General features: G+C 64.6%; 24 protein-coding genes and 1 pseudogene. 9 read left to right on the top strand and 16 right to left on the bottom strand.

Going from position 1 to position 19,310, the window contains the following annotated elements:
• Positions 1-22: 22 nt before the first annotated feature.
• Positions 23-910, bottom strand: coding sequence for an NAD(P)H-binding protein (locus G3N98_RS08920; protein ID WP_206147963.1), 888 nt, complete (start codon positions 908-910; stop codon positions 23-25).
• 492 nt (positions 911-1,402) lie between these two features.
• Here G3N98_RS08920 and G3N98_RS08915 point away from each other — a divergent pair.
• Positions 1,403-1,655 (top strand): annotated as a pseudogene (locus G3N98_RS08915) (recombinase family protein); the annotation flags it as partial.
• Positions 1,656-1,766: 111 nt separating this feature from the next.
• On the opposite strand, the gene G3N98_RS08910 reads toward G3N98_RS08915, so the two are convergent.
• Positions 1,767-2,180, bottom strand: coding sequence for a helix-turn-helix domain-containing protein (locus tag G3N98_RS08910; RefSeq protein WP_089473914.1), 414 nt, complete (start codon positions 2,178-2,180; stop codon positions 1,767-1,769).
• Positions 2,181-2,273: 93 nt separating this feature from the next.
• Here G3N98_RS08910 and G3N98_RS08905 point away from each other — a divergent pair, with 93 nt between their 5' ends.
• On the top strand, positions 2,274-3,227 hold the full coding sequence (locus G3N98_RS08905; RefSeq protein WP_206147962.1) for an aromatic alcohol reductase: 954 nt from the start codon (positions 2,274-2,276) through the stop codon (positions 3,225-3,227).
• A gap of 512 nt (positions 3,228-3,739) precedes the next feature.
• Here G3N98_RS08905 and G3N98_RS08900 read toward each other — a convergent pair.
• Entirely contained in the window at positions 3,740-4,657 is a 918-nt protein-coding gene (locus G3N98_RS08900; protein WP_206147961.1) for an AraC family transcriptional regulator, read from the bottom strand.
• Between the two features lie 195 nt (positions 4,658-4,852).
• Between G3N98_RS08900 and G3N98_RS08895 the strand changes: the two genes are divergently transcribed.
• Positions 4,853-5,056, top strand: a complete 204-nt coding sequence (locus tag G3N98_RS08895; RefSeq protein WP_179257693.1) for a hypothetical protein — start codon at positions 4,853-4,855, stop codon at positions 5,054-5,056.
• A gap of 21 nt (positions 5,057-5,077) precedes the next feature.
• Here G3N98_RS08895 and G3N98_RS08890 read toward each other — a convergent pair whose 3' ends face one another.
• Positions 5,078-6,031, bottom strand: coding sequence for a LysR family transcriptional regulator (locus G3N98_RS08890; protein WP_046548935.1), 954 nt, complete (start codon positions 6,029-6,031; stop codon positions 5,078-5,080).
• Between the two features lie 101 nt (positions 6,032-6,132).
• Between G3N98_RS08890 and G3N98_RS08885 the strand changes: the two genes are divergently transcribed.
• The gene (locus G3N98_RS08885; RefSeq protein ID WP_206147960.1) at positions 6,133-7,491 is read left to right on the top strand and encodes an NAD(P)/FAD-dependent oxidoreductase; all 1,359 of its coding nucleotides are present in this window, start codon (positions 6,133-6,135) and stop codon (positions 7,489-7,491) included.
• Here G3N98_RS08885 and G3N98_RS08880 read toward each other — a convergent pair whose 3' ends face one another.
• The gene (locus tag G3N98_RS08880; protein ID WP_206147959.1) at positions 7,492-7,695 is read right to left on the bottom strand and encodes a hypothetical protein; all 204 of its coding nucleotides are present in this window, start codon (positions 7,693-7,695) and stop codon (positions 7,492-7,494) included. It lies immediately after the preceding gene.
• Between the two features lie 122 nt (positions 7,696-7,817).
• Here G3N98_RS08880 and G3N98_RS08875 point away from each other — a divergent pair, with 122 nt between their 5' ends.
• Both G3N98_RS08875 and G3N98_RS08870 read left to right on the top strand, forming a co-directional pair.
• On the top strand, positions 7,818-8,252 hold the full coding sequence (locus tag G3N98_RS08875; RefSeq protein WP_043178987.1) for a phosphatase: 435 nt from the start codon (positions 7,818-7,820) through the stop codon (positions 8,250-8,252).
• Between the two features lie 179 nt (positions 8,253-8,431).
• Complete coding sequence (locus tag G3N98_RS08870) at positions 8,432-10,051, top strand: histidine-type phosphatase (protein WP_206147958.1); 1,620 nt, start codon at positions 8,432-8,434, stop codon at positions 10,049-10,051.
• An 88-nt stretch (positions 10,052-10,139) separates the two neighbouring features.
• Here G3N98_RS08870 and G3N98_RS08865 read toward each other — a convergent pair whose 3' ends face one another.
• The 3 genes from G3N98_RS08865 to G3N98_RS08855 form a co-directional block, all read right to left on the bottom strand.
• Positions 10,140-10,670: a YcxB family protein gene (locus G3N98_RS08865; protein ID WP_206147957.1), complete on the bottom strand. Its 531-nt coding sequence runs from the start codon at positions 10,668-10,670 to the stop codon at positions 10,140-10,142.
• Between the two features lie 249 nt (positions 10,671-10,919).
• Positions 10,920-11,579: an alanyl-tRNA editing protein gene (locus G3N98_RS08860; RefSeq protein ID WP_206147956.1), complete on the bottom strand. Its 660-nt coding sequence runs from the start codon at positions 11,577-11,579 to the stop codon at positions 10,920-10,922.
• Positions 11,580-11,615: 36 nt separating this feature from the next.
• Positions 11,616-12,635: a sterol desaturase family protein gene (locus G3N98_RS08855; protein ID WP_206147955.1), complete on the bottom strand. Its 1,020-nt coding sequence runs from the start codon at positions 12,633-12,635 to the stop codon at positions 11,616-11,618.
• A 94-nt stretch (positions 12,636-12,729) separates the two neighbouring features.
• Here G3N98_RS08855 and G3N98_RS08850 point away from each other — a divergent pair, with 94 nt between their 5' ends.
• Both G3N98_RS08850 and G3N98_RS08845 read left to right on the top strand, forming a co-directional pair.
• Positions 12,730-13,776 carry an AraC family transcriptional regulator gene (locus G3N98_RS08850; protein ID WP_206147954.1) on the top strand — a complete coding sequence of 349 codons (1,047 nt, stop codon included), beginning with the start codon at positions 12,730-12,732 and terminating at the stop codon, positions 13,774-13,776.
• A 74-nt stretch (positions 13,777-13,850) separates the two neighbouring features.
• Entirely contained in the window at positions 13,851-14,156 is a 306-nt protein-coding gene (locus G3N98_RS08845; RefSeq protein WP_206147991.1) for a hypothetical protein, read from the top strand.
• Between the two features lie 37 nt (positions 14,157-14,193).
• Here the strand turns inward: G3N98_RS08845 and G3N98_RS08840 are convergent, their stop codons facing one another.
• Positions 14,194-14,490, bottom strand: a complete 297-nt coding sequence (locus G3N98_RS08840) for a hypothetical protein (protein ID WP_206147953.1) — start codon at positions 14,488-14,490, stop codon at positions 14,194-14,196.
• 477 nt (positions 14,491-14,967) lie between these two features.
• Between G3N98_RS08840 and G3N98_RS08835 the strand changes: the two genes are divergently transcribed.
• On the top strand, positions 14,968-16,542 hold the full coding sequence (locus tag G3N98_RS08835) for an EAL domain-containing protein (protein WP_241025818.1): 1,575 nt from the start codon (positions 14,968-14,970) through the stop codon (positions 16,540-16,542).
• Positions 16,543-16,631: 89 nt separating this feature from the next.
• Here the strand turns inward: G3N98_RS08835 and G3N98_RS08830 are convergent, their stop codons facing one another.
• The 7 genes from G3N98_RS08830 to G3N98_RS08800 form a co-directional block, all read right to left on the bottom strand.
• Positions 16,632-16,925, bottom strand: coding sequence for a hypothetical protein (locus tag G3N98_RS08830; RefSeq protein ID WP_144030273.1), 294 nt, complete (start codon positions 16,923-16,925; stop codon positions 16,632-16,634).
• A 67-nt stretch (positions 16,926-16,992) separates the two neighbouring features.
• Entirely contained in the window at positions 16,993-17,199 is a 207-nt protein-coding gene (locus tag G3N98_RS08825) for a hypothetical protein (RefSeq protein WP_089473903.1), read from the bottom strand.
• 9 nt (positions 17,200-17,208) lie between these two features.
• Positions 17,209-17,421: a 30S ribosomal protein S21 gene (gene rpsU, locus G3N98_RS08820; RefSeq protein ID WP_006754722.1), complete on the bottom strand. Its 213-nt coding sequence runs from the start codon at positions 17,419-17,421 to the stop codon at positions 17,209-17,211.
• Between the two features lie 33 nt (positions 17,422-17,454).
• On the bottom strand, positions 17,455-17,664 hold the full coding sequence (locus G3N98_RS08815; RefSeq protein WP_089443608.1) for a hypothetical protein: 210 nt from the start codon (positions 17,662-17,664) through the stop codon (positions 17,455-17,457).
• A gap of 47 nt (positions 17,665-17,711) precedes the next feature.
• Positions 17,712-17,990, bottom strand: coding sequence for a hypothetical protein (locus tag G3N98_RS08810; protein ID WP_089473902.1), 279 nt, complete (start codon positions 17,988-17,990; stop codon positions 17,712-17,714).
• 529 nt (positions 17,991-18,519) lie between these two features.
• Entirely contained in the window at positions 18,520-18,723 is a 204-nt protein-coding gene (locus G3N98_RS08805) for a cold-shock protein (RefSeq protein WP_089428591.1), read from the bottom strand.
• Between the two features lie 274 nt (positions 18,724-18,997).
• Positions 18,998-19,282 (bottom strand): hypothetical protein, encoded by a 285-nt coding sequence (locus G3N98_RS08800; protein WP_089429199.1) that lies wholly within the window; start codon positions 19,280-19,282, stop codon positions 18,998-19,000.
• Between the last annotated feature and the right edge of the window lie 28 nt (positions 19,283-19,310).

Here is a 19,310-nt window from a genome sequence, read left to right as displayed (position 1 = left end):
GTAACGCGCGTCGCCGCCACTGCTATCGCGCATGCTGGCGCACCAGTTGCGCGAGCGCATCGGCCAGCGTCGTCGTGCCATAAAGCCGCTCCGACACCCCGTCCTCGACGTCGATCTGCCCCGCGTTGTGCACATCGTAGAGATCGACGATCAACTGCGCATGTCGTTCGCTGAGGCCCGCGCGCAGCAGCGTCGCGGCCCACGTCTCGCGCGGCAGTTCATGCGCGACGATGGCCCGGCCGGCCGCCGCGCCAAGCGTTTCGGCGATCGCCGTCACGCTCACCCGCCGCGGCCCTTCGACACTGACGATACGCGGACCATTGCCGCCTTCCGGCGCATCGAGCAGCAGCCGCGCCGCGACGACACCCACATCGGGCGCCCAGACCGTCGGGAACACCTTGCCGACCGGATGGTGAAAGCTCGGCAGCACGCCGGTGCCGAGCGCGACCGACAGGATGCGCGTCCAGTTCTGCAGATGCTCAGCCGAACGCAGCAGCGTCACGTGCGTCGGGATCGCCTTCAGCCGCTCTTCCAAGTGATGAAACAGCCGCGTGATGCCCGTATTGCCGTCGCGCTCCGCACCGTAGTCCGACAGCGCGAGCAGCACCGGCGGCGGGTTGGCGGCGAGCGCGGCAGCCGCGACGTCGATCGTCCGCGTCATCGTCGCGGCCGGATCGGGGTCGGCCACGGGCACCGGGCACAGGATCTGCACGGCCCGCGCGCCGTCGATTGCCGATGCGACCGCGTTCGCGTCGGTCAGCTCGGCGATCACGACGTCGCAGCCAAGCTGCGCGAAACGTTCACGATGGCGTGCGTCGCGCAATACCGCGCGCACGGGATGGCCGGCGTTGCGTAGGGCCGTCACGGTCGACTGGCCGACGTTGCCGGATGCACCGAAGATCACGAACACGATTCGCTCCTTGGGGGAAGAAAGTGTAGTGATTGTCAGGTTGGGCGGCGGGAGCGGCGCGCAGGGAGAGATGAATACAGCAGGAAAGGATGACGGACTAGGTGGCGACTGCCACGCGAGTTGTCCGACGCATCGCCCGTCGTTTTGAGTCGTATAGTCTGCCGATCACATGCAGCAACACACCCGTAATCGATGAACCGCTCACGTCCAAGGCATTGCGCTTCTGCAAGCCCATCAAAACGATGGGCGGCAAGGAGGCTTCCAGATGAGAACGAACGCGGCGATTGTCCAACAACCTGTTGGACAATCGCCGTGGGATCTGACGGGAGACCAGCCAAGCCCGCAAACCATTGCCATGTTTCATCGCCCCTCCCACTCAGGCCCGACCATCGATAGGAAGCCTCAGTGCTGCCCGAGCAAATGCGATACCGCGACGCACCACTGAACGATCGCGATTAACACATTGGCAGACGCCGCAATTCAGAAATAGAACTTGGCCGGAACACGATGGATGTGCGCACAACGGTCGAAGCGCTAGCAGATCGCGGAATTCGGATTCATTGCCTTGCACTTGGCGGTGTCGATCTGACGAGCGCGGCCGGCTGCGCTAACCAAGCAACAGCAGGACGAAGTGCGCCGGCAATTGAGTGGAGGGGCAAGCGTGGCAAGCCTCGCGAAACGCTACGGCACGCGCCGCCAAACGATCATGCGGGTTCGCGATTCGATCACGTCGCCCGCAATTTAGTGGTCCGGGCCTCAAATCACCTGGTCAAGCTGGACCAGACCAAGCAGACAGCATCAGATCGTCCAGAGGCGCCAATCCTTCCCTGGCCAGGGAAAATCAACAACCGGCAAGCTACGAGTTCGCGTCGCGGTGCTGGCTGTCGAAACTCCGCCTCGCTTCGCGGAAGCGGTCCGCATTCTCGACGATCCAGGTCCACAGCGGCACCATGCGAACGAGCAGGTCCATTCCCGTGTCGGATAACTCGTATTCGACTCTAGGGGACACCTCTTCGAAATCGTGACGGAGCACCAGGCCGTCACGTTCGAGTTGTCGTAACGTACGCGTCAACATCCGCTGCGTCACCCCGTGCATGCGCCTGCCGATTTCGGCGTGGCGCAGCCTGCCGTACACGCCGAGCGTGTGGATGACACCGAGCGACCAACGACTTCCGGCGTGCGCGAGCACCTCCCGCCGCAGCCCGTCATCGTCGTCTCGCAGGCCGTCGCACACGGTCTGCGAATATCGGAGAAGTTCGTCTCGATCCAACTATCTGGCTCCCAGTATCACGCATGTACCTTCTTTCATACACGTCCATGCACCGCTAGACTGCGTGCAACGCAATCCTCAGCAGGCTAGACGATGAACCAGACAGATCCTAACGCTACGTCTCAAAACATTCTCGTGCTCGGCGCCGGCGAACTCGGCCTCCCGGTGCTACGTAATCTTGCGCGTCGAGCGAAGGACGTCGCAGGCGCGAAGATCAGCGTACTGCTACGCGCGAGCGCCGTCGAGTCCAGTGCACCCGCCAAGCGGCATGATATCGCGGAGATTCGAGATCTCGGGATCGAGATCGTCGTTGGCGATTTCGTGAAGAGTTCCATCGATGAGCTCGCCGCCTTGTTCGCGCGATATGACACGGTAATCGGTTGCGCGGGCATTACAGCCGGAATCGACACGCCGATGAAGTTGGCGCGGGCTGCCTTGCAGGCACGCATCCCGCGGTACTTCCCATGGCAGTTCGGGGTCGATTTCGACGTGATCGGCCGCGGCAGTCCGCAGGACATCTTCGACGCACAGCTGGACGTGCGCGAATTTCTGCGCAGTCAGCACGAGACCGAGTGGGTCATCATCTCGACCGGCATGTTCATGAGCTACCTGTTCGAGCCGGAATTCGGTGTCGTCGACCTGCAAAACAACGCAGTCCACGCGCTGGGGAGCCTCGACACCGCCGTGACGCTGACAACGCCCGATGATATCGGTGCGCTGACCGCCGCGATCGTGTTCGCCCAGCCCCGTATCCGGAACGAGATCGTGTATCTGGCCGGCGACACCGTGACTTATGGGGACGTTGCCGACAAGCTGGAAGGGGGCCTGGGCCGGCAGTTCAGCCGTTCGGTGTGGAGCGAGCAGTATTTGCTGGATGAGCTGGCGCACGACCCGAACAACATGATGCGGAAGTATCGTGCGGCCTTTGCTCAGGGGCGGGGCGTCGCTTGGGACAAGCGTGGGACCTTCAATCAACGCCACGCCATTCCGGTCACTGACGTGGCATCGTGGATCAACTCGAACCTTACTTCGCGCCGCGGCGAGTAATCTCGAGTCCGACTATCTAGGCAGCCGGCATGAGGACAGGTTCACCGAACAGAAAACCGACGCCCGTGAGGGGGCAAACCAACTTTGCGACTCCCCTTTTCAACTCTGTCGCGGCGGCCGGTAGGTGGCGGGGCCGGGGAAATTCTTTGCGCGGAGCGTTCCAGATGCCGGTCAGTTCGGAGCGAACGGTATTGTTTTCGACCAACCGCTATCTCCAACGTTATCTCCAAGAAATTTGATGTTCCGGAGATAAGGTGGGAGATAGTCGAAGCCTTGCCAGATAAGCCTGACAAGCGAAAGAACGTACTTGTCTCCAACTCTCCAGAATTTTTTGCTTCTGGCGGCAACACGGGGAGACGCACGGCGCTCCCTCGACGTGTCCGGCCTATGCACCGTTGCCTGTTGGTATTTCTGTTGATATCTCTTGTAATTCTTAGCCGGCAATCACCGCATAGTCTAGAGAGATGAATTCTGTCGGGACACCCCGCATCCCCGGTGGGGCCATCGCACCGCTATGCCCCACGCCCGCTACCTTCGCCGTCATACGCGAGCCGCAGCCCGCCCCGCGCCCCCGACCGCGCAATCTCGGTCGGCGTCGCGCCCAGCACGCGATTCATCCAGTTCGCCATGTGGCTCTGGTGCGCGAACCCGGCTTCGAGCGCGATCTGGCTGATGCTGAGCCGGCCTTCGAGCAGCAACGCCTTCGCGCGCTCGACCCGGCGCCGCACGACGTACTGGTGCACCGGCATCCCGAGCGTTTCGCGGAACAGCACCTTGAAATGCGGCACGCTGATCGACACGAGCGCCGCGAGTTCGGCCAGCGTCATGCGCCGGTCGAGGTTCGCTTCGACGTAGTCGATCACGCGCGCGGCCGCATTCGGCGCGAGCGTGCGGCGGCGCTCGCGGAATGCCGGCTGGCCGTCGACCAGCCGCGCGACGAGCGCCGTGCACAGGCTTTCCGCATAGAGCGGATCCGACGCGTCTTCCGCTTCGAGTTCGGCGGCCATCGCCCACGCGATGTGCTGCAGGCGCGGGTCACGCACCTGCAGCCGGCGGCGGATCTGCCCCTGCGACGGCTTCAGTTCGAGCTGTTCGACGGTTCGCCGCACGAAGGTGTCGCTGAGCGCGATATGGAGGATCTGGCAGTCGGCGCTGTCGGTCCACTGGCCGGGGAGGCCGGCCGGAATCACGTCGACGTCGCCATGCGCCTGGATGCGCGACACGCGCTCGCCGTCGCACACGCAATCCGCGCGAACGGGCGACCCGATATGCACGCCGATCCGGTGATGCTCGGCCGCCGGAATCCGGTAGGTGCCCGCGCGGATGGCCAGCAGCGACGCGCCGAAGCCCTGCCAGCCGAGCCCGCGGCTCGAGCGCAGGCTGACCGGGACGCCGTTGTCCGTCGGCGCCGCGAGAATGGCATCGCTCATGGCCTTCCTCCAGTGGATCGGGATGTCGAACGCGCATTGTGACGCGTTTTCGGGCGGTCTGCCGGGCCTGCCGGCGGCCCGCCCCGGGTCGAGCAGAAAAAGATCATCCGTTCCTGCTCAGGGCCATCCTTGCGTGCGCGCCGGCGGACGCCGCGCCGCTTACGATGGCCCCATCCGACACCTACGGAGACCGTCATGCCCCATCAGTGCCTCGTGCAACGCGCCGCGTTCACCGCGCGCTCGCCTTCCGCCGCCAATCGCCCCTCGTCCGGCCCCCGCAACGACCGCACCGCCTTCGCCACCGTCATCGCCTGGTGCCTGCGCATCGTCGGCTGGACTCGGCTCGAACGGCTGCTCGCATCGATCCCCGACAGCAACGACGACTTCGGGCTCGTCTGACCGGCCGGTCAACGCATCCGCCTACTTGCGCCGCCGCTCGTGCGGCGCCACCGTCGCGCCGTCGATCACCGGCGCGCCCTGCTTGATCAGGAAATCGCGGAACAGCCCCGTGACCTGCGAAATGCGCCGGTCGGCGAGCGTAACCACATACCACTCGCGCTCGATCGGGTTGCCGGGGAACGGCAGTTGCCCGAGCAGCCCGGTGCGCAGTTCGAGTGCACACGCGTGCAACGACAGGAACGCCACGCCGAGCCCCGCTTCGGCCATCTGCTTGATCGCCTCGTTGCTCGACAGTTCGGAGCCCACATGGAACCGGTAACCCGCGTTCTTGAACAGGCTCTCGACCGTCGAGCGCGTCCCCGCGCCGCGTTCGCGCACGAGCAGGTGCGCGGATTCGAGATCCTTCAGCGCGACGCGCTTGCGCTGCATCAGCGGATGGCCAGGCGCCGCGACGAACACCATCGGATGCTTCGCGAACTCGACCGCATGCGTGCGCAGTTCCTTCGGCGCGCTGCCCATCACCGCGAGATCGATTTCATGCGTGGCGAGCATGCGGATGATGTCGTCGCGATTGCCCACCTTGAAATAAGTCTTCACATGCGGACGCGTCGCGGTGAATTTCACGAGCAGCGGCGGAATCAGGTACTCGGCCGTCGTGATCGCGCCGATCCGCAGCGTGCCGCCGAGATCGCCCGTCAGCGCGGCCACTTCGTCGCCGGCCTCGCTCCACAGATGCAGGATCTCGCGCGCATAGCGCGACACGATCTCGCCGGCGGCGGTCAGCTGCACGCCGCGCCCCACCCGCTGCAGCAACGCGGCACCCACCGCCTCCTCGAGCAGGCGAACCTGCAGCGACACGGCCGGCTGCGTCAGGTTCAGTTCCTCGGCCGCCCGCGACACGCTGCCGAGCCGCGCAATCATGTCCAGCGCCTTCAGCTGCCGGAACGTCGCGGTCTTTCCTATAAGTGAATACATATGAGTCGCTTATAAACATTAAATTGTTCGAGTGGGTTCGAAACTATATCGTCGGTTCTTGAGCAATGTCATCCGAATCGTCATTAAAGCGGGAGCCCTACATGGACAACACCACGCCCAACCTTGCAACGGACCGCGCCCCGCGCCTGCCGCGCATCGTGATCGTCGGCGGCGGCGCCGGCGGCCTGCACCTCGCCACGCGTCTCGGCGATACGGTCGGACGCCGCGGGCAAGCCGAAGTCGTGCTTGTCGACCGCTATCCGACGCACTTCTGGAAGCCGCTGCTGCACGAAGCCGCATCGGGCCATCGCGACCCGGCCTCGCACACGATCGAATACGCGGCGCAAGCGAAGCGCCACGGGTTCCGCTTCGTGCAGGGCGCGCTGCAACAGGTCGACCGCGCGGCACGCACCGCGACGATCGCGGCCGTGCAGGACGCGGACGGCACGGAAATCCTGCCGCAGCGCGAGCTCGGCTATGACGATCTCGTGCTCGCCGTCGGCAGCGTGACGAACTTCTTCAATGTGCCGGGTGCGGCACGCCACGCGCTGCCGCTCGAAAACCTCGACCAGGCCGAGGATTTCCGCCGGAAGTTCCTCGCGGCCTGCACGAAGGCGAATCACCTGGCCGAGCAGCAGCCCGCGCGGCGTGCCGCGCCGATCTGCATCAACGTGATCGGTGCGGGCGCGACGGGCGTCGAGCTGGCAGCGGCATTGCGCGATGCGATCCAGCAACTGACGACGTACCGCTTCAAGGCGCTGGTGTCCGCGCGCGACGTGCACATCCGGTTGATCGAAGGCGGCCCGCGCATCCTGCCGGCGCTCGACGAGCGGCTGTCCGGCAAGATGCATGCGCAGCTTCGCGCGCTGAACGTCGACGTGCTGACCGATACCCGCGTGGCGGAAGTCGGCGCGGATGCCGTGACGACCTCGACCGGCGAACGGCTCGCGAGCGACATCACGATCTGGGCGGCCGGCGTGGCGGGCCCCGCGTTCCTGAGGCAGATCGGCGACATCGCGCTCAACCGCTCGAACCAGGTGATCGTGACCGATACGCTGCAGACGCCGGACGATCCGCACGTGTATGCATTCGGCGACTGTGCCGCCTGCCCGACGGGCGGCGCGAACGGCTTCCTGCCGCCGCGCGCGCAGGTCGCTTATCAGCAGGCCGTGTACCTGGTCAACGCGTTCGCGCGCCGCGTCGCCGGCAAGCCGGTGGACGGCTTCACGTTCCGCGATGCGGGCACCGTCGTGTCGCTCGGGCATGCGGGCGCCGTGTACCAGGCCGACATCAGCGTGCGTTCGCGCTCGCTGATCGTCGACGGGCTGGCCGCGATCGGGCTGTACAAGTTCCTGTATCGCAAGCACCTGTTCAGCGTGGTCGGCGTGAAGCGTGCGCTGTTCCAGTCGCTGAGCCACTGGCTGCAAAGCCGCAATCAGCCGTCGATCAAGCTGCACTGATCACGCCTGTTCATACGCGGGATCGGAAGACGGCATATCGGGCGTGCATCGCTCGATATGCCGTTTTTTCATATGCACATGCGCGGTGCATTCACCACGTGCGCGAATCTGGTGCATCACATCGAAGGCCGTCGATACGATGCGATGCGCGCGGAACAGACCGTGCGAAACGCATCCCGCGCCCACATTGGCTCGACGCCCCATTCATTAGTCGAATCGTATGGGTCGGCTATAAATATTAATTGGTCGCGTTTTCCGGAACGACGCTAAGGTGTGTGGCATTCCCGTCGGCGAACGGATCATCACGTCTCTGAAGAGGAATCACCGTGGTCATCGAAGCCATCGTCACCCGTCTCGACGCAGCATTCGCGCAAATCGAAGCAACACCGGATTCGCATGAATCGCGCCATCAACGCGACGCGATCATCCAGTGGCTCGACCGAGCATCGGAAGAAGGATATCGACTCGGTCTCGTCACGACGCTGCCGGCCGCACGGCTCAGCGACATGTTCGAAGGCCAGTTCGGCCGCGCGAACCTCGACCGCTTCTCGGTCGTCGTCACGGACGCCAATCAGCAGGACTCCGGATCAAACCAGCATCCCTTCGACGTCGCGCTGCAGGCACTCGGCGTGCCGCCCGAACGCGCGGTGGCGATTGCGAGCAGCGAACCGGAGCGCCGCGAAGCCGAGCATTTCGGCCTGTCGCGCTGCGTGAACATCACCGACACCGTGCGCTCGATCGCATCGGCCGGCCTGCACTGAACGCCGGCACACGGGCCGGCGGTGGCCGGCCATCCACGATCCCGCGGCAATCCGACGATTGCCCGACCGAATCCTGACATTCTGCTGTCAAAGTCGCTTGCAACACTTCCGGGCTTGACCAATCACGCCCGGAGACGGGACGACGCGAACCTGCCTCGTCCCGCCCGTTGCACGCCACGATGACACGCCCGATCCGCACCGCCACCGCCCTCACGATTACCTGCCTGCTGCTCGCTGCCTGCGGCGGGGACGACTCGACACCACCCGCGGCCCCTGCCGACAACAGCGGTTCGACGCCCGCACCGCAACCGCAGCCACAGCCCAAGCCGACACCCGCGACTTACTACCAGACGAAGACGCCGTACCGCCCGCAGCAGGACGCCGCGACGTACGAAGCGCCGCCCGCCGGCTACGCGCCCGTCTATACGGAACTCGTCGCGCGCCACGGCTCGCGTGGATTGTCAGGCTTCAAGTACGACGGCGCGATCTACGCGATGCTGGTCAAGGCCGAGGCCGACGGCGCACTGACCACGCTCGGCGCGCAGCTCAAGGCCGACACCTACGCGATGATGAAGGCCAATGCGCTGCTCGGCTATGGCGTGGCGGGCATCTCGACGCCCGGGTACGGCAATCTCACGCAAACCGGCATCCGCGAACACCAGCAACTCGCCGCGCGGCTCGCGCAGCGGCTGCCCGCCTTGTTCGCGGCCGGCAACCGGCAGGTCGTCGTCGTCAACTCGGGCCAGGATCGCGCGGTCGACAGCTCGACGTATTTCTCCGCGTCGCTCGTGGCCGCGCGGCCGGCGCTGGCCACGGCGATCACGCTGCCGGCCGCGCCGTCCGGCTATCCCGCGAACGCGCCGGTCGCGCAGCCGGCCGGCACCAACCGCTTCCTGCTGTATTTCCACGCGCTGAAGCCGGCCACCGATCTCGTGACCGACACCGGCAATCCGTACTACGCGACCTACCAGGCAAGCCAGGCATACCAGGCCTATGCGAACGACGCGACGGTGGCCGCGAAGCTCAACGCGATCAAGGCCGCGCCACAGGCGGCCGACGTCGCGCAGACGGTGCTGTCCGCGCTCGTGTCGCAGGCCTTCATCGCGAAGCTCGGCGCCGACGGCTACACGTTCGCGAACACGGGCACCTACGCATTCACGTCGGCGGACGGCAAGTTCACCAACACGCTGAAGGGCGACGGCAAGACGAAGATCGCAACGGCCGTCGATGCGGTGAACGTGCTGTACAACCTGCTGCAGGTCGCGCCCGCGATGACCGCGGAAACCGGCGGCGTCACGATGGAAAAGTACATCGGCGCGGAGCAGGCGCAGTATCTCGCGTATCTGCAGGATGCCGAGGACTACTACCAGAAGGGGCCCGGCATCCAGGAAGCGAACCCCGTCACGTACCGGATGGCGAAGGTCCTGCAGGACGATTTCTTCGGCGAAGTCGATGCGATCGCGCGCGGCGACCTGACCCGCGCCGCGAAGCTGCGCTTCACGCACGCGGAGATCGTGATTCCGTTCGCGTCGCTCATGAACCTGAAGAACGTGTTCGTGCCGACGCCGCAGGCGCAGACTTACACGTACGCGAGCAATCCGTGGCGCGGTGATCAGGTGTCACCGATGGCTGCGAACATGCAGTGGGATGTCTACCGCAACGGCTCGCGACTCATCGTGAAGATGCTGTACAACGAGCGCGAAACGGATTTCCAGGCCGCGTGCGACGGCGCGAAGATCGCGCCGGGCAGCCACTTCTATGACTACGCGGGGTTGAAGCAGTGTTACGGGTATCAGTGAGGTGACGCGGGATACGCCTCCTGCGACGAACCCGTTCGAAGCCCGGACGACGCAATGCGTCCGGGTTTCAGCATGCGCTCACCGGCTGCTAGATCTTGCGGACACCGTTCTGCAGCAGCGTTTGGTGCAGGATGGCCACCTGCGGCTCCGCCAGCACCCGCTTCGGTATGAAGCGAAACATCAGCACCGACTGATAAAGCAGGATCGCATCACGATCTTCACTCCAGTGAATGAGATCTGCAAAGCGAAATTCCTCGTGCGACGTCGGCGATTCGACGATGAAACCGTCACTTCGCCAGATGACCGTGTGCGGCTGGTGGAGTGTTTTTTGCTGGCTGTAGATCTTGTGAGCGACACGGCGCAACATCAGATGGTTGAGCAGCGGCGCGCCGATCGTAACCACCGCCGCGATTCCCGCTATCCACCAGACATGGCGCCATTCCAGCAAGGCGCCGGTTACCACCCGGAAGCCACCAAAAAAAAGGACGATGTACGCGATCACCACGATCGCGAATGTCTTGAGCAAATATTTCCAGTTGTATCTGCGCCAGAGATTCAGACGGTAAGCGTGGACCACGTCTTCCACGTTCAATTGAAATACGATTTCGGTATCGCTCATGCGCGGGCTCGGAATGTTCGCTGTTTTTATGCTTGCGCGGGATGTTTCACCGCGAGCGCCGCGATCCGGACAGTCGGCGAGGCGTCGCAGGGTGACCTGCAAACGAAGCCATGCGAAATCGCCGGCCATTCGATGCATGGACCGTCAATATACATGTGCGGAACAAAGGCTTTGCCGAATCACGTATCGGCGACGGCATTCCGCCTTTCGGGCGGGCCCTCCCGAGCATCACGCCACCCGCTCGCCCCGCTATCCGCCGGCGCTCTCCGGCTCGACCAGCATCACCTCGATCCGCTCCTTGCCTTTCCCGGTATTCCTGCGCTTGAGCGTCAGCATGCCGATCTCGCCGGTCGACGCCGGATGCGTGCCGCCGCACGCCATCGTCGCGAAGCCGTCGACACGCCAGAACCGCCGTTGCGCATCGACATCGCTGAAATCGGTCACGATGCGCAGGTCGCGCTTCGACAGGTCGGCTGCAGCCGATTCGATCTCGGGAAACAGCGGCGCCACGCTCGTGTCGCTCGCGAAATCGATGCGCGCCTTGTCCTGACCGATATGCGCGCCGATGCGCTCGATGCCGGGCCTGAGCCGATAGACCAGCTGCAGCACCATTTCAGCCGCGAAGTGCAGACGCATCAGCCGGTACCGCCGCGTCCAGTCGATGCGCCAGGTCACGCGATCGCCGACGCTCAGCGCATGATCGTGCGGCAGCGTATAGACGATGTCGAGGGCCTGCTTGTCGGCCTGGATGACCGGATAGCCGCCCAGTGACCCCGCGTCGCTTTCCTGCCCACCGGAAAACGCAAAGAAGATGGTGGCGTCCACCCGCACGCGATCGCCGTCGACGTGGCTGACGACGGTATCCAGCGTCGTCCGGTAGGGATCGTCCCAGAATACTTTCTTCGTCATTGCCCGCCGCGCCTTTCGCCGAGGAAAGCACGCAGGTTAGCCGGATCGCGTACCGGTGGCTTGTACGATCTTGCGCCCTGGCGCCGACGCATCCTCGTCGGGCATCGCACACGAGGTTGTCGCCGTCTCCTCCTCGCCCTTGCGCTCGACACTCCACGTATGGATCGGCCGATGCCCCGGCCGCTCCCATTCGGGCGGCATCCACAGGTGTTTCAGCCGCTGCAGGACGGGCCCGGGTGCGAACACGTCGCGCCACATGTCGACGAATTCGTGCAGGTTGAGCACCAGGAAGTTGGTCGAACGAATCTGCTGCGTGATCCCGTAGTCGACCGGCTCCGTTTCCTCGACATACGTGCCGAACAGTCGATCGAAGATGATCAGCACGCCGCCGTAGTTCCGGTCGATGTAACGCGGATTGCGGCCATGATGCGCGCGATGGTTCGACGGCGTATCGAACACGTACTCGAACCCGCGCGGCAGCCGCCCGATCGCTTCGGTATGCACGAAGTACTGGTACGCGAGATCGACCGCGAGCAGGAACAGCACGACGGCCGGCGGGATGCCGAGCCACACCGGCGGCAGGTAGAACACGAACACGCCGACGAACGTGTTCAGCAGCGACTGCCGCATCGCCGTCGTGAAGTTCATCACTTCGCCGCTGTGATGCGGCACGTGCGCGGCCCAGAACCAGCGCACGCGATGCGACGTGCGATGAAACCAGTAGTAGCAGAACTCCACGACGACGAAGATCGGCACGATCGTGAAGCCGTTCACCGGCACGTCGAACAGCCGGTGCCGATAGACCCACGCGAAGATCGCGCCCGTGAACAGGAGCCCCATCACGGTCTCGGCCACCTGATAGCCGGCGCCGAGCGACAGGTTCGCGGCGATCTCCTTCCAGCGAAACGGCTCGCGGCGGCCGCGCCCGGTCATCACCGCGTATTCGATCGCGAACGCGATCAGGAAGACCGGCGTCATGCCGATCAGCAGCACCTGCTTCCAGTCCACGTCGTTACCCAGGAACGCATGGAGCCACGTCGTCAACTCGGTCGGCATGTTCGCGGCCTCGATCAAGAACTGACCGGCAGTATGGTCGCGCGCGGGTCGTCCCGCGTTGACACTTGCCGACGATTACTTGACACTTTCCGCCATGCCCGCCGCCTCCCCGCTATCGACGCAGCGCGTCTACTACTCGAGCACCTACGTGCGGCTGCTGTTCGACTATCTGTCCGAGCAGGGCAAGGATGCCGCGCGCGTACTCGGCGAGGCGCGGCCGCCCGAGGACGATCGCGGGCTCACGCTGTATGCGAGCGCTCACTGGCGGCGCCTGCTCGAATGCGCGGTGCGCGCGCTCGACGATCCGCTGCTCGGCCTGCACGTCGGCCAGCGAATCACGCCGGCCCATCTCGGTGCACTCGGCTATGCGCTGCATGCGTGCCGCGATGCCGGCGCCGCGCTCGCGCGCTGGCAGCAATACGAACACCTGATCGCGAACGTCGCGCGCATGGAGGTGCGGGTCGAGGCGACGTCGGTCGCGATCGAATGGCACGACGCGCCTGAGCCGCTCGGCCCGCTCGTCGACGAAGTGGCGCTGACGGCCATCGTCCAGTTCGCACGCAACATCACCGGCACGCATCACGGGCCCGACGAGGTCTGCTTCGTGCATCCGTCGCCCGGCGACGAACAACCGTACGTCGACTATTTCGGCTGCCCGGTGCGATTCGGCCAGCCGGTGAACCGCCTCGCGTTCCCGCTGCACCTGCTCATGCAGCCGCTGCGCCAGCCGGACGACGCGCTGCTGCAGATGATGGAACGCCAGGCGAGCGCGCTGCTTGCCGAGCTGCGGCAGACGGACGATCTCGAACAGTCGGTGCGCGAAGCCGTCGCGCGCCTGCTGACACAAGGCGAAGCGAGCCTCGAGCAGATCGCCGCGGACCTGCATGTGTCGTCGCGCACGCTGCATCGACGGCTCGCCGAACTCGGGCTCAACTTCCGGATACTGCGCGAGGACACGCGGCGGCGGCTCGCGATCGACCACCTGAACGACCCGCGCCTGACGCTCGCGGAAGTCGCCTGGTTGCTCGGCTATTCGGAACACAGCGCCTTTACCCGCGCCTTTCGGCGCTGGACCGGCGAATCGCCGCAGCAGTGGCGCGGCCGGCAACCGGCGCGGGCAGCGAACGTCGCGCGCGGCTGAGCGCGGCGCGCAAGCGTGCCGCCGACGAACTCGCGTCCGCCCGCGCGGTCGAACGAGCATCGCCGGAGAATCCCATGAAACGCGCTGCCCCTGTTGCTCTCCTGACCCTGCTGGCCGCCGTCAGCTTGCCGGCCGCCGCCGGTGCGCCGTCCGGCAGCGCCGAACCGGCGCCCGTTCAAGCGCACGCAAAAAACTGCGTGCCGTCCCGCGACGCCACGCCCGACGCGCGCTCACCGTCGAAGGCGCCGCCGATCCGCGTGTGCGTCAGCGATGCCAATTCGCAACTGAACCTGCCGTGGTTCCTGACCGATGTGCTCACCGCGGTGGACACGCATCAATCGGGCGGTGATTTGCTGCGCAAGATGCGCAACGATTTCTGAAGCGCGGCCCCCGCGCGACGCGCCGGCACCGTATCGTTCACTCATCTCCGGACGCCTGCAGCACCTGCACGAACGTGCCGACCATGCCGGCCCATATCGCGGGATCGGCAATGCTGCACAGCAGCGCGAGCAACTCCTTTCGTTCACCTTTCGAAAGCGGGCCACGTTCACCGCTGATGGTGTTGTAGTGCGGCGTGCCGCGCGCAGCGAGCGCGCGGTTGAGCGAGTAGTTGCCGGCTTTCCCGTTCACAGCAATCCGGATCCACAGCGAACCGCCATCGGCCGCGGCTGCGCCATCGGTCACGATGACCGTGGGCGCGGTATTTTCTTCCATCCCGAAGCTCCGGCGAGACGTGCGACCGTAGCGCGCGGCGACTGATCACCGGCCGTCGGCAGGTCGACGAAGACAGCATCCCGAAAGAATGTTTCTTGTCGAGACACAATGACAAAACTACACCAATAGTTGAATAACAATATTTCGTAATCTCTCATCACATCTTATACTTGCCGCGCACCATCCTCGTGCCAAGAGACGGTGTTTTTTTGTCCCGGCCGCAAGACCATGCGGCCGGGGTTTTTTCGGTGTGCTACGTCTATGTACATGTGCTGCATGTTTATACAGGCGAGCCTCCGGAACGATTGGCCGATTGCAACGGGTCTGCCGCAAATGCCCGTCGCGACCAGCATCGATCGCATTGCGATCCCGGCACGCACCGCGCATGGCCCGAACCCGGCATGACGCATGCGCCGGGGTGTATCGACCGGTTCGACTCGCCTCTTCATACACACAACACCCAAGGCGACCGCGGGAATGTCAGCGTTCACGCCAGGCTCGAAGGCAGTTTTCCAGCACAGCGGCGCATGGCCGCGGGTCGCCTTTTTCGCCGCCGTAATCGTTTGCGTGCTCGTGCCGGCATTCGCGATCGCGCTTGCCGACCGCTACGCGCGCGATACCGTCACCGAGCATGAACGCGTCATCGCGAACGACATCGTGGCCTCGGTGGACCGCATCCTGGACGGCGCGCGCCTGCGGCATGTGGACGAACTGACCGCACTCGTCGGGCGGCCATGCCCGGCGGTATTCCGGACGCTCGCCGAGATAGGCACGCGCCTGCGCTATCTGCGCGCCGTCGCGCTGGTGCACGAGGGCCGTGTCATGTGCTCGTCGGCGCTGGGGGCGATCGACCTGCCGCTCGGCGCATATACCCACGAGCCGGAACCAGGCTCGACGCTCGTCACGCTGCTGCGCCAGACGCCGTTCCAGCAAGGCATCCCGGTGCTGCCCGTGTTTTACGCGACCGCACCCGGCGCGGGGGTGCTTTACCTGATCGAAGGCGACTACGTGGCCGACGCGCTCGCGCACGGCGCCCGCTACGGGACGGAAACCGCGACGCTGTCGATCGCGGGTTCGGGCCATCTCGACCAGCACGGGAAATTCACGCCGGAGTCGGCCACGGAGCCCTTGGTTGGAAGCACGATCGTGTCACCCCGCTGGCCGTTCACGGTGCGGGTTGCCGCATCCGCGCACTATGCGTCGCAGGTCCGGCAGCACTATCGGCTGATCGCCATCACGATCGTGCTGCTGGCGGACGGCCTCGTGATGGCGGCCTACCTGCTGGCGATGGCGCCGCGCCGGCTGCTGCTGAAGGCCGTGCGCAACGCGCTCAGGCGCGACGAGCTCCATGTCGTGTACCAGCCGATCGTCGATGTCGAGACGCGCAGGACCGTCGGCGTCGAGGCGCTGCTGCGCTGGCAGCACCCCAAGTGGGGGGCCATCAGCCCGGCCGTGTTCATCCCGCAGGTCGAATCGAGCGCGGTGCTGCCGAAAGTGACCGAATTCGTGCTGCGGACAGCCGTGTCGGAACTATCCGCGCTGACGCCCTGCGCGCCGCTGCGCATCGCCGTCAACATCGCGCCGAAGGATCTCGAGCGCACGCGGTTCGTGTCCGTCGTCGAGGAGGCGATCCGCGCGCTGCCGCCGGGCTTTACGCTGGTGCTCGAAGTCACCGAGCGCATCCTGCTCGAGAAGAATGCGCGGACCACCGCGATGTTCCATGCGCTGCGAGCGAAAGGCGCGAAATTCGCGATCGACGATTTCGGCACGCATCACAGCAATCTCGACTTGCTGTCACGCTTTCCGTTCGACTACGTGAAGATCGATCGCCAGTTCGTCTCGCAACTGAACGGCGGCAGTGCCGGGTTGATCGAAGGGATCGCGTCCGTGGCGCATCACTACGACCTGAAGATCATCGCGGAAGGCGTGGAAACGGAAGCGCAGCATCGCGCGCTGCATACGGTCGGGATTCAGTATGCGCAGGGGTATCTGTACCAGCGGCCGCAGCGGTTGGAGCATTTGAAGCAGGATTTTGCGTGGGTGGCGGCGTAGCGGCGTAGCCGCCGGCGCGATTCCGCATGACTGACGCCGGCTCGACGCCGACCGGCACCCGCGTGCCGCCCGTGCGAGCGCGGCCACGCTCAGACATGCTCCCGCAGGTAGCGGATGCACTTCATTCGCAAACTCGACCGGTCTGCCAGCGCATCCCGGGGCGCGCCCGTCCCCGTCGATTCAGCGTCGTCGACCGGGCGGGCCGCCTTCGCGATCTGAAGGGAAGCATGACCTATCCAGACACGATCGCGCCAATCGCATTTCGCACGATGGATAACCAGCCAGCCTTGCAGCGATTCGACGAGTTGAAACGACGACAGCCACTCGTGCGTCTTCCGTTGCGTCACGAGTTGCAATACGACGAGGAAATAGAGCAGATCCACGTACTTCGTCGTGACACGCATGGTTCGCCCTTGGGTTGTCGATGCTCGCGAGCGCGTCGTCGTCAGCTCATCCCTGGACGCTGAGCGCCTTCTCCAGCGCGGCAATCAACTTGAACGCATCGTCGCGTCCGATCAGAAAACCGCGGCTGGTGTACTCGCATCCGAACGCATAGAAGCTCGGCAGCAGCGTCACCATGTCCTTCTGCCGATCGAGATCGACCTGGCATCTGGTCAGCGGGAAAAACGGGGGCGCCTCGGCCGGCATGGTGTACATGATGCCCTCCTAGTACATTTTGCGCGGCGGCAACATGCGCTTCGCGCGCAAGCGCTGTCTGGCCACGGCGCTCGCCTTTTTGCGCTTGCGTTCCGTCGTGGGCTTTTCATAGCCCGTGCGACTGCGCAACTCCCGAATCAGCCCGGTTTTCTCGATATCGCGCCGAAATCGTCGCAGCGCGACATCGATCGGTTCGTTGACCTTCAGCGTAACGGTTGTCATGGTGATCCTGTTTTCGAATGGTTGAACGGCACACTAGCCGAGTCGTGTCATGACGGCACTCGCGATCTCGTCGGACTCGAACTCCGAATATCCGGCTCCGATCGACAACGCGCGTACCGCCACGAACATTTGCAGTTCCTGCTGATGGCACCGCGCTGAATCGCCGATTCCGGTGGGCAGGATGGCGTCGGTCCTGATGACCTCATGCCGCCTGATCAGGCCGAGCAGTTCATCGATGATCATTTCGTCATCCGAATTGACAACACATCGCGTTGCCTTGGCGGTTTGCCTCAAGGCGTGCCGGAAAAGAAGCCTTGTTTGTCGCGATTGTCGTCGATGATGTTTTCCGCGTAGCGCAGCGAAGCACGACGTGCATCGCCGGCACTGCCGAACGGGGCGTTGTCGCGCAACCTGAAAGTCTGGCTGTGCGTCAGCGTATCGCCGCGCAGGCAAATCTTGACTGCCGCATCGAAACCGGCATCGTAGTTGTGCGGGCTGCCATCCAGCGCCGGCGCGTGAGGGTAAATCAGTGGATAGATCTCGAATCCACGGTAGACATGCATGCTCATGACAAGCTCCTGGCGTCCGGCCGCGACGAATCGCACGGGCGAACAGGGCCGGCCAGCATCCCCGTTACGGGGCGGGCCAGTGAGGTGAAAGGGACAACGTTGCAGCGCGGAGGCGGGGCGATGCAGCAAACAGGTAGATGGAGGAGCGAACGACCGGCTTACCAGGGTCGATCGGATGAACCCATCATACGCGCATCATTTGCCGACCGTCCAACTTATTCCGGATGACGCACAAAACCCATGGACGCGCCGCCGGTACACGATGTCGGGTTGCGAGGTGTCGCGCGGAGCGCGTCGCCTTGTCCCGACGAAGACGGTCACGATCGGGCCAGCGTCGCCAGAATCGCTCTCCTGGCGCAGCAGCCGGTGGCCGCCTCTAGACTGACGGAATGATCCGGATCGCTATTGCGGAGCCGGCGTGCGCTTTTTTCGGACGCGATTGCGTATCCAGGGCCGGCTTCGGCGGCACGTAGCGCAAGGAGCGGCGATTGCGCGCCGCTCCGTGAACGAGGCGGACGGCTCAGGGCGATTACAGCGGGGTGATGTTCGATGCCTGCAGGCCTTTGGGGCCGCTCTTCGTTTCGTAGCTGACTTTCTGGCCTTCGGCGAGGGTCTTGAAGCCGTCGCCGCGAATCTCGGAGAAGTGCGCGAACAGATCGTCGCCGCCCTTGTCGGGCGTGATGAAGCCGAAGCCCTTGCCATCGTTGAACCACTTGACGGTACCGGTATCCATGTTAGATCTCCTGAAAATGAACGTGCGTAACGCACCCTGACGGGTCCGGGAAAAGAATCAAGGAGGGGGAGGACAACGAATACCGCAGGCTACGGTCGATGATGAGCAGCAATCGCGCTTCTTGAATACTTCACCGACCGACAGTACGTGCCATCACAGAGCGTGTCAAGCGCTTTCGGCGCAAGGGCGGACTGCGCCGCCGCCGTCCGGGCGTCACCGATCGACGCTTCGACGGGACGCTCATTCATCGACCACGGCCATCCCTGCGGCGACATCAGAGGGTGGCCAGCAAACACAGTTGATGCTCGGTCTCGGTTCCATTGATCAGCGCAAAGAACCCGGTCTCCCGACGCTCGACCACCGAAAGGCCCTCGGCGGCGGAGAAGACGTTCCACGCGACGTCATCGACATGCGCGAACCCTCCGCGCGCGCGTGCGAACGCGCGCAACATCGGGCTTGCTTCGCGGCGGAGCACCAGGCGGTCCGCATTCAATACATAGGGGGGCCAGCCGGCGCGAAGGACGAGGTAGCAGGGAATGGAGCTGCGATCGATTTTCATGGGGGCGCCGTTTCGTCCGGATCCGGTT

It is taken from the genome of Burkholderia sp. Tr-20390 (assembly GCF_017104595.1).
Lineage (GTDB): Bacteria > Pseudomonadota > Gammaproteobacteria > Burkholderiales > Burkholderiaceae > Burkholderia.
The sequence above is the reverse complement of the archived record's forward strand: the minus strand, read 5'-3'. Positions and strand labels throughout refer to the sequence as shown.

Coding starts and splice junctions, on each gene's coding strand:
- G3N98_RS08905 (WP_206147962.1), top strand. CDS start 2,274: ATGAACCAGACAGATCCTAACGCTACGTCTCAAAACATTCTCGTGCTC.
- G3N98_RS08900 (WP_206147961.1), bottom strand. CDS start 4,657: ATGAGCGATGCCATTCTCGCGGCGCCGACGGACAACGGCGTCCCGGTC.
- G3N98_RS08895 (WP_179257693.1), top strand. CDS start 4,853: ATGCCCCATCAGTGCCTCGTGCAACGCGCCGCGTTCACCGCGCGCTCG.
- G3N98_RS08890 (WP_046548935.1), bottom strand. CDS start 6,031: ATGTATTCACTTATAGGAAAGACCGCGACGTTCCGGCAGCTGAAGGCG.
- G3N98_RS08885 (WP_206147960.1), top strand. CDS start 6,133: ATGGACAACACCACGCCCAACCTTGCAACGGACCGCGCCCCGCGCCTG.
- G3N98_RS08880 (WP_206147959.1), bottom strand. CDS start 7,695: ATGGGGCGTCGAGCCAATGTGGGCGCGGGATGCGTTTCGCACGGTCTG.
- G3N98_RS08870 (WP_206147958.1), top strand. CDS start 8,432: ATGACACGCCCGATCCGCACCGCCACCGCCCTCACGATTACCTGCCTG.
- G3N98_RS08865 (WP_206147957.1), bottom strand. CDS start 10,670: ATGAGCGATACCGAAATCGTATTTCAATTGAACGTGGAAGACGTGGTC.
- G3N98_RS08860 (WP_206147956.1), bottom strand. CDS start 11,579: ATGACGAAGAAAGTATTCTGGGACGATCCCTACCGGACGACGCTGGAT.
- G3N98_RS08855 (WP_206147955.1), bottom strand. CDS start 12,635: ATGCCGACCGAGTTGACGACGTGGCTCCATGCGTTCCTGGGTAACGAC.
- G3N98_RS08850 (WP_206147954.1), top strand. CDS start 12,730: ATGCCCGCCGCCTCCCCGCTATCGACGCAGCGCGTCTACTACTCGAGC.
- G3N98_RS08845 (WP_206147991.1), top strand. CDS start 13,851: ATGAAACGCGCTGCCCCTGTTGCTCTCCTGACCCTGCTGGCCGCCGTC.
- G3N98_RS08840 (WP_206147953.1), bottom strand. CDS start 14,490: ATGGAAGAAAATACCGCGCCCACGGTCATCGTGACCGATGGCGCAGCC.
- G3N98_RS08835 (WP_241025818.1), top strand. CDS start 14,968: ATGTCAGCGTTCACGCCAGGCTCGAAGGCAGTTTTCCAGCACAGCGGC.
- G3N98_RS08825 (WP_089473903.1), bottom strand. CDS start 17,199: ATGTACACCATGCCGGCCGAGGCGCCCCCGTTTTTCCCGCTGACCAGA.
- rpsU (WP_006754722.1), bottom strand. CDS start 17,421: ATGACAACCGTTACGCTGAAGGTCAACGAACCGATCGATGTCGCGCTG.
- G3N98_RS08815 (WP_089443608.1), bottom strand. CDS start 17,664: ATGATCATCGATGAACTGCTCGGCCTGATCAGGCGGCATGAGGTCATC.
- G3N98_RS08810 (WP_089473902.1), bottom strand. CDS start 17,990: ATGAGCATGCATGTCTACCGTGGATTCGAGATCTATCCACTGATTTAC.
- G3N98_RS08805 (WP_089428591.1), bottom strand. CDS start 18,723: ATGGATACCGGTACCGTCAAGTGGTTCAACGATGGCAAGGGCTTCGGC.
- G3N98_RS08800 (WP_089429199.1), bottom strand. CDS start 19,282: ATGAAAATCGATCGCAGCTCCATTCCCTGCTACCTCGTCCTTCGCGCC.